The organism is Polaribacter sejongensis, from assembly GCF_038024065.1.
Classification (GTDB): domain Bacteria; phylum Bacteroidota; class Bacteroidia; order Flavobacteriales; family Flavobacteriaceae; genus Polaribacter; species Polaribacter sejongensis.
Map to the genome: position 1 here is coordinate 742,951 of NZ_CP150667.1, position 13,731 is coordinate 756,681.

The window sequence follows — 13,731 nt, forward strand, 5'->3', positions numbered from 1 at the left end:
CTTTTAAAAAAGTAACGAAGTATTGTTCTTTGCCTAAAACAAAGAACAAGTATGAAAACAATACTAATTATTAATGGACACCCAGATAAAGAGAGTTTTAATTATGCTTTATCAAATGCTTATATAAAAGGAGCTGGTAAAACAGGTGCAACAATACTACAAATTAATATTGCGGATTTGAATTTTAATCCTAATCTAGAATTTGGCTATCGAAAACGAATGGAATTAGAACCTGATTTATCTGTAGCAATAGAAAAGATTAAAAAAGCAGACCATATTGTTTGGGTATTTCCTATGTGGTGGTATGGTTACCCTGCAATAATGAAAGGGTTTATTGACAGAATCTTTTTACCAGGAATCACATATCAACCAATTGAGGGCAAAGCATTACCTGAAAAACTTTTGAAAGGAAAATCTGCAAGATTAATAATTACGGCAGATACCCCAAAATGGTATGATTTTCTGATTATGAAAAGTCCAGCTATTAACCAATTCAAAAATGGAACATTAAAATTTTGCGGAGTAAATCCTGTAAGAACAACTTATATTGCTTCCATAAAAAATTCCTCTTTAAACTTTAGAACAAGGTGGTTGCAAAAAGTAACATTTTTAGGAGAAAGATTGAAATAAGTTTGATAAAAATTATACCTTGTGCTTATCACCAACATATATATAAGCCTTCTGTGACTTTCTATTCAGTTATTATTTGTTATTTTAGTTGCTTTTAAGTGAGCTACAAACCTTATACAAAAACGTAGTAAATAATTTATGAAAACAGTTAAAACAATATTTTCCGTATTATTTTTATTATTTGTTGGTATTGGCCATAGCCAAAACTATAAGTTTGATAAAGTTGTAAAAAATAGTTTTTCTACTCTATACTTTCCAAATCAGGAATGGACTAATCTATTCAATTCTGAGGATGATTCATATTATATGCAAATATACAATCGTAATGACACTCTTGTATCTAACCTATATGATACAAAAGAAAATAAAATACATTATTTTCATATTGATAAATCTGATTCATTAAAACTATATTTTATAGAAACAAAAAATATGACAAAAAATGTCACTAAAAATAAATTTGTGTTCTCTGATATAAAAGAAAAAAAAGGAATTAAAAAAATGTCTTTTAAAATTCTGAATAATAAAAACAAGAAAGTAGCAAAATATAAATTTATAATAAAAGAAACAGAAAAAAGTTATTTCTCTGTTTTTAGACTCTCTGCTCTTGAGACACAATTATACAACAGAATGAAATCACCAATGAATTTTATAGTTTTAGAAGCAAAAGGAACGAATATCAGTGGAAGATTTGTAAAATATAAATTAGAATCTATCGAGGATATTGACCTGGATATTACGATACCTGAATAAAAACTATTTGCAATATCTTGTATTAATAATTTATTATTTTTCACATAATTAAAGTTTTTTGTTTTTTATTAACGTCAATTTCCCTTTAGAAAATAGCATTTATTAAAAAGACAACTCTCAATATACAAACATATTAGGCAAATATTTACAGAACACACATATGAAATTAATAATTAGTCTTTTTAGTTTTTTCCTTATTACATCATTTGCTTTTGGTCAAATGAAAAGTAAAATAGAAATAAGTTCTTTAGAGTATCATACCGTTGAATTAAAATCGGAATATTTTCCAAATGAAAATAGAATTATAAAAATATTCTTACCTACAGATTACGATATCACGAAAAAATATCCAGTTATCTACACTTTAGACGGGTATAGTCTTTTTGATGTAACAGCAAAGTATGTTGAGCAATTAAGCAAACGAACCATAGAAAATGATTATGATGTTGCGACAGATGCTATTCCTCAATCCATCGTTGTTGGAGTTTATCATAATAACAGAAATATAGAAACAACACCTAATTTTAGTAAATATCAAAATGGAGATGAAACTATTTATTTAGAGGGTTCTGAAAAACTGAAAAACTTTTTGTTTGAAGAAGTGGTTCCTTATATGAATACTACATATAATACTTCAGGGTATAATTCAATAATAGGACACTCAAATACAGCCCATTTTGTAATCTGTTTACCGTTTCAAAAAAACAATCCATTTGATGGTGTTATTTCACTTTCATTGAGCGGAGAATCTGATAATTTCAAGAAAAAAATAGAGCCATATTTAACTGCAAATGAAAAGACAAATATATTTATAGGGTATGGAACGAAAGATTATGAATTTAACGAGTTTGCAAAATACTTAAAAAGCAAAGTTTTTAATGATCATCTAAAAATAAATGAATTTAATGCGAATCATAATGAGATGCCAGCAATGGCTTTGATACAAGGCATAAAATTCCTCTTTAATGAATACAGAAATATTGATGATTTCTATATAGAATCGAATAAAGAAAATTTTAAGATAAAAGAATATATTGACCTTTATCATTCGAAGAATAAAAAAGCTTATGGAATTGAAACACAGATGAAAGAAACCGATTTTTATTCTTTAATACAAATGAGTATTAATACTAAAAATAAAAAAGCACTCAATCAAATTATTGAATACGATTCAATAGTAAATGGATATCCAACACAAACGCACACACTATTTTTTTATAATAAGCAAATTGGTGATTTTAAAAAGGCTAATTACCTTGCTAATAAAATACTGAATAGTAAAGATGATTTAGAAAATAAAATTCTAAAAGCAAATCTAGAATCATATTATGATTTTTATATTCATGATATTAAAAATCTCGAAATGGCAATTGCCTTTTTTAAACAAGGGCGAAAGAAGTTTAAAGACAATCAACTTGAGTTCAGTTATTTTATAGCTAAGGCTTCCATTGAAAACAATACCCAAAAAAGATTAGGGAAAACTAATTTAGAATATTGTATAAAAAACTATAAGCAGAACAGATATTTTAGAGAAATTGATTTAAAGAAATTAAAAGAAGAATAAAAAATAAGGCTTTTTTTAAAATGATTCCGAACATAGGCAACAATTAATCAATGAATAAAACACTACTAATTTTACTAACGTCATTAACAATTCTATCCTGTAAAACGGAAAAAACTACAGAAATAATTGTTATTGGAACGTTGCATAAACCAGAGCCTAATTTTAATGATGAGATCCTCTTTAAGATATTAGAAGATATAAAACCTGATTATATACTACGAGAACTGGACTCATCTTCTTTTACTTCTGATTTTAGACACAAAAATGATTTAAATAGTAATGAAGGTATCGCATCTGAAAAATATGTTCAAAAATACTCTGGAACACATTTAAGACCATATGAGTTTGAAGGTAGAAATGAATACAGAATAAATATCGGTTCACGCCCTACGGACGGATTTACAACAAAGCTGATAGACAGTTTAAGTAAAGCTGATTTATTATCTGTTTCAGAAGCTGGAATTTATAATAAATATAAAGCACTTTTAGAACCCTTAATAATATTGGCGTCTAAATCTCCTGAAAACTTTAACAATGCTACAACCGATAGCATTTGCGAAGAAAGACAATATTATCAATATAAAATGTTGACAAAAATAACGAATAAAAGAAATGAATTTAAAACTCACTTTCATACTAAACCAAATGGAGAAAAAATAAGTTATCGAGATGGATATAAATTAGCTGGTGATTTTTGGGATTTAAGAAATCAAACCATGGCTAAAAATATAATGCAAATTTCTCAACAGAATCATGGCAAAAAAATTGTTGTCCTCTGTGGGTTTATGCATAGATATTATATTTTAAGTGAATTGAAGAAATTAACAAAAGGTAAGAATATAGTCTTAAAAGAGTTTTATGAAAAATAATAGAGCTGGTTAGGAGCAATAGAAACTTCATTTAGTCATCAAATAATTCTCGACTGCGCTCAAACAGACAATTGTTAATTTTACGATTATAATAAAAACAAGAAGTTAATATCAAGAAAAAAGATTACTACATTTTGTGTCAAAAAGTACCTTCACTTTTAATAAGAATATAGCTTCGGATAAATGTTGTAATTATAAGTTATTATAATGCAAGCCCCTATTTAGATTAAAGACTTGCATAAATTAAATAGTAATCATCAATTTTTGTCGGTAAAAGAATATGCCTCACAAATGAATATTAGTCCCATATACTTAACCGAATGTTTTAAAAAAGCAACTGGCAAAAGTGCTCAAAAAATAATAATCGATTATAAAATATTATACGCAAAAACATTACTACACCAAATGGATAAATCTGTAGCAGAAGTTGCGTATGCTTTAGGTTTTAATGAAGTTGCTAATTTTAATCAGTTTTTTAAACGAAACTTAGGTATTACAGCTACCCAATTTAGAAATAAAGAGCATTAAAATTATATCAATTTATTAAGCCTTTAATTACTGATACCTTTTATAGTTTTATACCTTTGATGCTTTATTTAAAGGCACGACTAAGATTTAAAATATGAGTAAAAATTTATCCAATTCCGTATTATACTTAATGAGTATATCTGCTGGACTTGTTGTTGCAAATTTGTATTATAACCAACCTCTTTTACATCAAATGGTTGTAGAATTTGAGGTTAGTGAATCTGCCATAAGTAACGTGCCTTTAGCTACACAATTGGGATATGCTTTTGGGTTGTTATTTATTGTCCCTTTGGGTGATAAAGTTTCAAATAAAAAAATATTACAATTCGATTTTGCTTTAATGATTCTCTCACTAATTGCGGCATCGTTATCAAGCACTTTGTATCTACTAATTATAAGTAGCTTTTTCATTGGATTTTCATCTGCAATACCGCAATTATTTGTACCGATGGTTGCACAATTATCCGATGATAAAGGCAGAGGACGTGCCATTGGCATTGTAATGAGCGGATTGCTTATTGGTATTTTAGGAAGTCGTGTAATAAGTGGTATTGTTGGCAAATGGTACGGATGGCGCTTTATGTTTACTGCCGCAACAATACTCATGGTATTGTTGTTTATTTTGCTTCAATATAAATTGCCGAAAATTAAACCCAGTTATAAAGGAAGTTACGGAAGTTTATTAAAATCGATAGGCCATTATTTTAAAACGGAACCTTCGTTACGATTGGCTGCTTTACGTGGTGGACTTGGGTTTGCAGGATTAAGTGTTTTTTGGACCACTTTTGTCTTTTTAATGGAAGATCATTTTGGTTACGATAGCGATGTTGCTGGTGCTTTTGGTGTCTTTGGTATTGTTGGTGCACTTGGAGCAACGGTTGTAGGAAAGATAAGTCATAAGTATAAACAAATGCAGCTTATTGTCTTCTCTACCATATTATTGATGGTTTCATGGTTAATTTTCCTTTTCTCAGGATACTCTTTAATTGGTTTAGCATTGGGAGTAATTATTGTAGATTTAGGTTTACAAGTTTTACATATTACCAATCAGGTTAGTATATTTTCTAAGAATCCAGAAGCTAGAAACCGCGTGAATACAGTTTATATGGTCGGCTTTTTTATAGGTGGTGCGTTCGGTACTTTTTTAGGAGCTTTTGCCTGGGAACATTTTGGTTGGCAAGGTGTTTCTATTTTAGGATTACTCATAGCAATTGCTATTTTAATCGTTCAATTTCTTTTTGGACCTAAAAAATCTATTTAGAACTCTATAACTAAATAGATTTAATTTACAATTATCCGTTCGAACGGAGTCGTGAACTTGAGAGACAACTTTAACTTGTTCATTGATATACTTCTCGACTTCGCTCGAAGACCATTTTGTTACTCTTCTTAAATACCGTTTATTTATCAGGGTGTTCGAGCGGAGTCGAGAACTTGTACTATTACTTTAAAATTGAATGCTTTTGGGTTATGCTTCTCGACTTCGCTCGAAGACCGTTTGGTTACTCTTCTTAAATACCGTTTATTTAATAGGGTGTTCGAGCGGAGTCGAGAACCTGTATATCTTCCTTACTTTTTATTTTTAAAATGTGTATCATTCTTACATTCTGAAAGTATAGGTAAGAGTTCCCAATTGTTTTCAATCAATGCCTTTTTTTTAGCATGAGACCATTTTTGAATTTTCTTTTCATAATAGAAAGCATCTTCAATATTTAAAAATAATTCTTGAAAGACTAATGTTACTGGTAATCTGGTTTTAGTGTAATTAGCTCCCTTTTTTGATTGGTGCTCTGCTAATCTTTTTTCTAAATTTCTTGTGCTTCCAGTGTAATAGGTGCCATCGGAGCATTGTAATATGTATACGTGTCCAGCCATTTTTTTTCTCTAAGATAGGAAAAATTGTTGGGTATGCTTCTCGACTCCGCTCGAAGACCGTTTTGTTACTCTTCTTAAATACCATTTATTTAGGGTGTTCGAGCGAAGTCGAGAACTTGTACTATTTCTTTAAGATTGAATGCTTATTAGATACGCTTCTCGACTACGCTCGAAGACCATTTTGTTACTCTTCATGAATACAGTTTATTTAATAGGGTGTTCGAGCGGAGTCGAGAACTTGTAATATTTCTTTAAAATTGAATGTTTATTTGTTATGCTTCTCGTCTCCACTCGAAGACCGTTTTGTTACTTTTCTTGAATATCGTTTAATTAACAGGGTGTTCGAGCGGAGTCGAGAACCTGAGAGGTAACTTACCTCCTTCTTCCACCAGAATACGTCATTGCTTCGCCTTTACCAAATCCGTAGCTAATACCTAAAGTAATAAAGCGACCACGTTGTGCAAAACTATAAGTTTCAAAAGTTTCTTGTGATACCAATTGTTCAGAAATTCTAGATTCAAATAAATCTCTAATACCTAAATTTACAATTGCTTTTCCTTTAAATATTTTTTTACGAACACCTAAATCTAAATGTGCATATCCGGTAACATTTCCTTGTACGGTTTCATAACCAGATTGATAATTCCCAGTCAATTCTACATCTATATCTGCTGGTAATCCTATTGTAGAACCTAACCTTGAAGACCATTGGTTTCCTGAAAAATCAAAAACCTGAGACTCAAAAGTACCAACTCTGTCAAAATAATTTAAGTTAAAATCTCCCGTTATTGTCAACCAATTATTCGCTCTGTATTTACCGTTTGTTTCAAAACCAATGGAAGAATTAGTACCAATATTTTCGGGTGTGGTAATTGTTACACCATCAATATAGGTAGAAACACGCTCTACCATATCTGTAGTATATTTATGATATAGACTAGAGCTTAAAGAGGCATTACCAATCTTGTAAATACTTGTCAACTCATAAGAATCTGTAAACTCTGGTTGTAAATCTGGGTTTCCTACACGCACATTAAAGTTGTTTCTTATATTAAAAAAAGGATTCAAATCCCATAATCTAGGTCTAAAAATACGTTTAGAATATCCTGCTTGTAAAGAAAAGTCTTCTCCTACTTTGTAGGATGAATGCACCGTTGGAAATAAGTTTGTAAAATCTTGTTCGTTAGCTACATTGGTGTTTGTTAAGAGTGTTTTTAAGTTGGTCTGCTCTACCCTTAACCCTGCTTTTACACCCCATTTTTCTCTTTCATACGCAACAGTACCATAAACACCTAATACTTTTTGGTTGTACTCAAAATTGTTTGTTAGCGCTTCATCAGTAACAAAAACACCATTGGTTAAATCACTTACTTCATAATCATTACCAACATCATTAATTACATATTGTGCGCCCGTTTCTATCGTGTAAATATCAGAAATTGGGTTTGTATAATCAGCTTTAAACGTATAATCTGCTTGTTGAAAATTGGTGACTGTTTTTTGGTCGCTATCATTATCATCACCAGAAATGGTGGTATTTATAAATTCAGACGATTGGTCTTTTCCGAAAAAACTACCCAAAGCACTAAATAATAAAGTATGATCTTCATTATTTTCAAACTGCTTTTTGTAATTCAATTCGTACTTATATTTCGGGTTTGTAGCATCGGTAACCTCATTTCTCATCCAGCTAGAAATTAGAGCATCATTAGCATCAAAAGAACTAAAAATTGTTTCAGAAGGTTGTTCTTCAATTTCGTAAGCTACATTGGCAGATAAAGTAAGCACGTTTAAATCGTTAATATGATAATCGGTTCCTAAAGTAAGGTTGTAAAAGGTTTCGTCTCTGTATTCTGTTCCGGTACTAAAAATAACCTCATCATTAACTAAGTCTCTATTAATAGCTTCAGAATCTTTTGGTAAAGACCTGTAACCAGCTCCTAATTGCGCAAATAAATTAAAACTTTCCGTTCTTCTATTCAAACTTAAACCAACACTATGATTATCTGGAATTCCGGTGTTTACCGAAACAGAACCATTCCAACCTCTTTTTTCTTCTTTTTTAAGAATGATGTTTAAAATTCCGGCAGTTCCAGAAGCTTCATATTTAGCCGAAGGGTTTGTAATGATCTCGATACTCTCAATCATATCAGCAGTAATTGTACCCAATGCATTGCTAGATTCATCAGCTAAAACAGAAGGTTTTCCATTGATTAGCATTTGTACTCCAGAACTTCCTCTAAGACTAATTTCACCTTCAATATTTACATTTACAGAAGGTACATTATTTAGTACTTCTAAAGCACTTGCTCCGGTACTACTAATATCTGCCCCAACATTAAAAACACGTTTATCTAATTTAAAAACGGTTTTAGAAACTTCCCCTGTAATTACTACCTCATCTAATGTTTGATTGTCTGGAGCGAGTATGATTTTTCCTAAATCAGCCTTATTATTACTGATATTAAAAATTTGAATATTTTTTGTTTCAAACCCCATGAAACTTACTTCTAAATAAAAATTGGAATTGGAGGTAGAAATACTAAATTTCCCTGAATCATCAGAGGTTGTACCTGCTATAATTTTCTTAGTTGTTTTATCATGAAGCACTACCGTTGCATACGGAATTGCTTGTGAAGTAGCTTCTTCAATTAATTGTCCAGTAATTTGAATGTTTTTGTCTTGTGACAAAATAACACTACTAGAAAACAAAAGAAACAGCATGGAAAATGTATGTTGAATAAAGGATTTCATCTGAATATATTTTATAATTTGATTTCGTTTTAGCAAAAAATGAATATAAGGCTAATTCAAAATATAACACCCCTTACTTTTAGAAAACAAATCGTTTAAAAATCAAAAACACAACATTTAACAAGAATTTCACAAATAGAAAAAAACCTAGTCTTTAAAACTAGGTTTTCTCATTGTAAAATTCACATTTACTATTAGTTATTTTTTTACTTCTTATTTTTTAATCTACACTTCTCACCAAACGTACATAGTTATAATAACGCTCACCACCTTCTCCTGCAGGTCCGTTTTCATGTTTGGTATCAAATCTCACAGAACCTGCTCCGTGAAAATCTAAACCTTCTGCATTCACAGCTTTACCAAAAGCTACGTACCATGCATAGTAATAAGGTTTTCCTTTTTGAAATCTTGCCGAAGTGCTTGTCCAAAAATAGGGATAATCTTTATCGCCATTCTCATTCTTTATTTCTGAAATATTAAATATTGGGTCAATTGCGGGTCTATCTAATGAAGTATCTTTTGCCCCAGGTGCATAAGAATAATCTACAATGCCTTGTAATTCCTTTACATTTGGCAATCTCCAATCTGAGTGTCCTGCTAATTCTGATTCTTCTGCATATTTTAACGAAGATTTCCAATCCAAACCTTTTTTACTATCATTTTTAGCCCACATTAAACCAGTTGCATTATCTGTAATTGTTTGGTTTCCATTATCTTCAAAATCATTAATTCCATAAATACTACCACGCACTGCACGGACATGCTTTAGCATTGGGTTGCCAGTTGGTCTCTCTCCATTTCCTGGAGGTGGAGGTCTGTGTCCTGCTGTATTTTTTCCATCTTGTTCTACATCTCTAGATGGCGATGCCTTTTGATCAGCAGAACCTTGGTTATTAGCATCTCGTTTTCCCATTGGTGGCGGACCTTTGTGATCTCCTCTACCTTCAGGAGCTTCTCCAGGATACGCTTTTATATGTCCGGTTGCATGATTTACCCCAAAAGCAGCGGTATAACCACCTTCTTCGGTATGACCAACATATTTTTCTATTGCCCAATATTGCTCGCTTTTATCTACACGCTCATTATTAACTAATGAAAAATAATTGGTATCTAAATAAGGCCAACCAGTACTAAAATCACTAATAGAATATAATTCTTTAAGTGTAGGCATTCTCCAATCATCATATCCACCTAATTCTAAATTTTCTACATAATCCCTTGCTCCTTGCCAATCAAAACCTTCTGTTGTTGGAATTTCTTGCCATGTCAATCCAGTGTTTAAATCTAAAATGGTTCCGTCTTCACTTTTTTGGAAAGACATTTCTTCACCTTTTAAATAGTTGGCATCTTGACCGTAAAGAGCATCACCTGGTGCTAAATCACTTAAAATTTCACCATCTTCGCCATAAGCTTTTACTTGTCCTGTTGCTATTTGTGTGTAATTGTAATTCTTATTTTGTTCTTTCTTTGACGTTTCCGTGTTTTTACAACTCATAAATACGAGGGCACAAACTGTAAAAGTCAGAACAGTATTTCTATTATGTATTATTTTCATTGTATTATTTTTTACTCGTAACGTAATGCAGTAATTGGATCTAATGCTGATGCTTTTCTCGCAGGATACCATCCGAAGAAAATACCTGTTACAGCACACACTGCAAAAGAAATCACAATAGAATACAAAGCAACACTTGTTGGCCAGCCTAAAAATTGCTCTATAAATACGGAGGCCCCTAATCCTAGTAATACACCGAGTAACCCACCGGTAATACTAATTAAAATAGCTTCAATTAAAAATTGCATTAAAATATCTGCTCCTTTTGCGCCTACTGCCATACGCAAACCAATTTCTTTAGTTCTTTCTTTTACAGAAACATACATGATATTCATAATACCAATACCACCAATTAATAAAGAAATACTAGCAACTGCAACTAACAGAATGGTTAACATTTCTGTTGTAGAACTAAAGGTTGAAATTAACTCTTCCATAGAACGTACGCTAAAATCATCTTCCTCATCATCTAACAATTTATGTTCGGTACGTAATATATTACTTATCTGTTCTACGGCATCTGGTGCATCATCTTCACTAATTGCCGATGCTATAATCTGGTTTAAGTGATCTATTGCTAGAATACGTTTTTGTACTGTCGTATAAGGAGCTATTACAACATCATCTTGATCTTGACCAAAAGTATTTTCTCCTTTTTCTTCTAATACACCAATTACTTTAAACGGAATATTATTAAAACGAATCATTTTCCCTACCGGTTCTTGTCCATCAGGAAACACATTATCAACCACCGTTTGTCCAATTACTGCCACTTTAGAAGCCGATTTAACCTCAGCATCTGTAAACATACTTCCACTTTGTAAACCAACCACTTTAATGTCTAAATATTCTGGGTTTACACCATAAATTGAAGAAGGCCAGTTGTTAGAACCGTTGATAATTTGTCCATTACCATTTACTACTGGTGTTATGTAGCTAATTAAGTCCGACTGTGCTTTAATAGTTTCATAATTTGCAAGTGTTAACGTTTGTACATCTCCTCCACTACCTCTTGCCGGACCTCTACTGTCTGCACCAGGCTGAATGGTAATCATATTAGAACCCATTGCAGAAATAGTAGTACGAATACTTTCTTTAGATCCTTCACCAATGGCTAGCATTGCAATTACCGAAGCTACTCCAATAATAATACCTAACATGGTTAATAAAGTTCTCGTTTTATTAAGAATGATAGCTTTTGTAGCAATTTTAAATAAATTTAATAGTCTCATAATTAATCGTCTTGTTTAGGTAATTTTGCTAATTCATTTGCTGCAGATTGTATGTTATCATTTTTATAATCTTTAATAACATGCCCGTCTTTTAAAACAACCGTTCTACTACTAAAAGTAGCAATATCTGGTTCGTGCGTTACAAACGTAATGGTGATTCCCTTTTTATTCAACTCTTGAAATAAAGACATAATTTCGTAAGAAGTTCTTGTGTCTAAATTTCCGGTAGCCTCATCTGCCAATATCATTACAGGATTGTTTACCAAAGATCTGGCAATAGCAACACGCTGTTGTTGTCCTCCTGAAAGTTGCGATGGCGTGTGCCCCATTCTATCTCCCAAACCAACCATTTCTAACGCTTTTATAGCACGTTCTCTTCTTTCTTCCGTAGATACCTTGCTGTTGTATAATAAAGGTAATTCTACGTTTTCTATAGCAGAGGTTCTTGCTAATAAATTATATGATTGAAAAATGAATCCTATTTTTTCATTTCTGATGGTTGCCAGTTCATTTCTGCTTAAATCTTTTACAGATACGCCATCAATTTCATACACACCAGATGTTGGCTGATCTAAACATCCTAAGATATTTAGCATGGTACTTTTACCAGATCCACTAGATCCCATAATGGTAACAAATTCTCCTTCTTTAATATCGAAAGAAATACCTCTTAATGCATGAACCGTTTCGGTTCCCATGGTAAACTCACGTTTTAAATCTTGTATTTTAATGATTTCTTTACTCATGGTTTCTTATTTTTTTCTGTTTCCTCCTGGACGTTGTGGCATAAAAGGACTTTCGCTTTTCTCTGCTGTACCTCCTGCTTCTGTTTTAGAAACACCTTGTAAACTGTACACCAATTTATCTCCTTTATTTATCCCACTTAAAATTTGCACATTTACTCCATCACTAGCACCAAGAGTTACTGTTTTTGGTGTAATAGTTCCGTTTGCTTCTAACACCCAAAGAGCCGTTTCTTCTCTAGATCTTTGGCCATTGTTTGTTTCTTCTATTTGATGTTGAAGATTATAAGTTGCAAGGGTTCCTCTTTCTGGCTTAAAATTAATTGCTTTAGCTTCTGCTGTTAACACATCTTGTAATTCTAAAGTAAAAATAGAAATGGTTGCTGTTAAACCTGGTTTTAATTTTAAATCTGGATTATGTGCTTTAATAACCACGGTATATGTAACTACATTCGAGGTTACTGTTGGATCTAAACGCACTTGAGTTACTTCTCCCTCAAAAGTTTCACCGATATACGCATCTACTGTAAATTCTACTCTTTGCCCTTCTATTACTTGTCCTATATCTGCTTCATCAACATCTGCTTCTACTTGCATTTCTTTTAAATCTTGTGCAATTGTAAACAATGTTGGTGTACTTAAACTAGCAGCAACTGTTTGTCCTTCATCAATAGCTCTAGATAAAACTACTCCGTTTATTGGCGAATAAATATTGGCGTATCCTAAATTGGTTTTTGCAGATTGTAAATCTGAATAACGTTGAGTTACGGTTCCCTTTGCTGTTTCGTAATTAAAAGTTGCTTCATCAAAATCGGCTCTACTAATTACTTGATTGTCGTACAACGATTTTTGTCTGTCGTAAATCGTTTTCATGTAATTTCTCTGACTTACCGCATTGTCATAACTTGCTTGCGCTTGAGTTTTAGAAGCATTTAAATTTGTTTTATCTAATTCTGCAATTAGCTGTCCTTCTGTAACTACACTGTTATAATCTACATAGATTTTTTCTACAACTCCAGAAACCTGTGTACCTACTTCTACTTTTGTAATTGGTTCAATCGTTCCGGTTGCCGTTACCATTGTGGTAACATCTGCTTTTTTAGCAACTACCGTTTTTGCTTCTATAATTATGGCATCGCCGCCTTTCATAAAAGAGTATCCTACAATTGCAAGTACAACGACTACAATGCTTATAATGATGATGTTTTTATTTTTTTTCATGATGATT

At 31.8% G+C, this 13,731-nt stretch carries 12 protein-coding genes; 6 read left to right on the plus strand and 6 right to left on the minus strand.

The features are described from left to right. Positions 1-51 precede the first annotated feature (51 nt). From WHD08_RS02815 to WHD08_RS02840, 6 genes are all read left to right on the plus strand, one after another. Positions 52-630 (plus strand): NAD(P)H-dependent oxidoreductase, encoded by a 579-nt coding sequence (locus WHD08_RS02815; RefSeq protein ID WP_208889311.1) that lies wholly within the window; start codon positions 52-54, stop codon positions 628-630. A 138-nt stretch (positions 631-768) separates the two neighbouring features. Beyond that, complete coding sequence (locus WHD08_RS02820) at positions 769-1,383, plus strand: hypothetical protein (protein WP_261973293.1); 615 nt, start codon at positions 769-771, stop codon at positions 1,381-1,383. Positions 1,384-1,543: 160 nt separating this feature from the next. Then, entirely contained in the window at positions 1,544-2,947 is a 1,404-nt protein-coding gene (locus WHD08_RS02825) for an alpha/beta hydrolase (RefSeq protein ID WP_208889308.1), read from the plus strand. 50 nt (positions 2,948-2,997) lie between these two features. Next, on the plus strand, positions 2,998-3,816 hold the full coding sequence (locus WHD08_RS02830) for a hypothetical protein (protein WP_165734132.1): 819 nt from the start codon (positions 2,998-3,000) through the stop codon (positions 3,814-3,816). Positions 3,817-4,107: 291 nt separating this feature from the next. Beyond that, positions 4,108-4,344 (plus strand): helix-turn-helix domain-containing protein, encoded by a 237-nt coding sequence (locus tag WHD08_RS02835; RefSeq protein WP_165734130.1) that lies wholly within the window; start codon positions 4,108-4,110, stop codon positions 4,342-4,344. A 94-nt stretch (positions 4,345-4,438) separates the two neighbouring features. Further along, on the plus strand, positions 4,439-5,605 hold the full coding sequence (locus WHD08_RS02840; protein WP_208889307.1) for an MFS transporter: 1,167 nt from the start codon (positions 4,439-4,441) through the stop codon (positions 5,603-5,605). Between the two features lie 308 nt (positions 5,606-5,913). Here the strand turns inward: WHD08_RS02840 and WHD08_RS02845 are convergent, their stop codons facing one another. The 6 genes from WHD08_RS02845 to WHD08_RS02870 all read right to left on the minus strand — a co-directional run bounded on the left by WHD08_RS02845 (position 5,914) and on the right by WHD08_RS02870 (position 13,724). Continuing rightward, on the minus strand, positions 5,914-6,219 hold the full coding sequence (locus tag WHD08_RS02845; RefSeq protein ID WP_208889306.1) for a GIY-YIG nuclease family protein: 306 nt from the start codon (positions 6,217-6,219) through the stop codon (positions 5,914-5,916). Between the two features lie 372 nt (positions 6,220-6,591). Next, a complete protein-coding gene (locus WHD08_RS02850; protein WP_208889305.1) occupies positions 6,592-8,973 on the minus strand; it encodes an outer membrane beta-barrel family protein in 2,382 nt (793 codons plus the stop codon). A gap of 220 nt (positions 8,974-9,193) precedes the next feature. After that, positions 9,194-10,528: a DUF1566 domain-containing protein gene (locus WHD08_RS02855; RefSeq protein ID WP_208889304.1), complete on the minus strand. Its 1,335-nt coding sequence runs from the start codon at positions 10,526-10,528 to the stop codon at positions 9,194-9,196. 11 nt (positions 10,529-10,539) lie between these two features. Further along, on the minus strand, positions 10,540-11,760 hold the full coding sequence (locus WHD08_RS02860) for an ABC transporter permease (RefSeq protein WP_208889303.1): 1,221 nt from the start codon (positions 11,758-11,760) through the stop codon (positions 10,540-10,542). Positions 11,761-11,762: 2 nt separating this feature from the next. Continuing rightward, positions 11,763-12,506 carry an ABC transporter ATP-binding protein gene (locus WHD08_RS02865; protein WP_208889302.1) on the minus strand — a complete coding sequence of 248 codons (744 nt, stop codon included), beginning with the start codon at positions 12,504-12,506 and terminating at the stop codon, positions 11,763-11,765. Positions 12,507-12,512: 6 nt separating this feature from the next. Further along, positions 12,513-13,724, minus strand: a complete 1,212-nt coding sequence (locus WHD08_RS02870; protein ID WP_208889301.1) for an efflux RND transporter periplasmic adaptor subunit — start codon at positions 13,722-13,724, stop codon at positions 12,513-12,515. Between the last annotated feature and the right edge of the window lie 7 nt (positions 13,725-13,731).

Excerpts from the sequence above, each read along its gene's own strand:
- WHD08_RS02815 (WP_208889311.1), top strand. The coding sequence starts at position 52 with ATGAAAACAATACTAATTATTAATGGACACCCAGATAAAGAGAGTTTT.
- WHD08_RS02820 (WP_261973293.1), top strand. The coding sequence starts at position 769 with ATGAAAACAGTTAAAACAATATTTTCCGTATTATTTTTATTATTTGTT.
- WHD08_RS02825 (WP_208889308.1), top strand. The coding sequence starts at position 1,544 with ATGAAATTAATAATTAGTCTTTTTAGTTTTTTCCTTATTACATCATTT.
- WHD08_RS02830 (WP_165734132.1), top strand. The coding sequence starts at position 2,998 with ATGAATAAAACACTACTAATTTTACTAACGTCATTAACAATTCTATCC.
- WHD08_RS02835 (WP_165734130.1), top strand. The coding sequence starts at position 4,108 with ATGAATATTAGTCCCATATACTTAACCGAATGTTTTAAAAAAGCAACT.
- WHD08_RS02840 (WP_208889307.1), top strand. The coding sequence starts at position 4,439 with ATGAGTAAAAATTTATCCAATTCCGTATTATACTTAATGAGTATATCT.
- WHD08_RS02845 (WP_208889306.1), bottom strand. The coding sequence starts at position 6,219 with ATGGCTGGACACGTATACATATTACAATGCTCCGATGGCACCTATTAC.
- WHD08_RS02850 (WP_208889305.1), bottom strand. The coding sequence starts at position 8,973 with ATGAAATCCTTTATTCAACATACATTTTCCATGCTGTTTCTTTTGTTT.
- WHD08_RS02855 (WP_208889304.1), bottom strand. The coding sequence starts at position 10,528 with ATGAAAATAATACATAATAGAAATACTGTTCTGACTTTTACAGTTTGT.
- WHD08_RS02860 (WP_208889303.1), bottom strand. The coding sequence starts at position 11,760 with ATGAGACTATTAAATTTATTTAAAATTGCTACAAAAGCTATCATTCTT.
- WHD08_RS02865 (WP_208889302.1), bottom strand. The coding sequence starts at position 12,506 with ATGAGTAAAGAAATCATTAAAATACAAGATTTAAAACGTGAGTTTACC.
- WHD08_RS02870 (WP_208889301.1), bottom strand. The coding sequence starts at position 13,724 with ATGAAAAAAAATAAAAACATCATCATTATAAGCATTGTAGTCGTTGTA.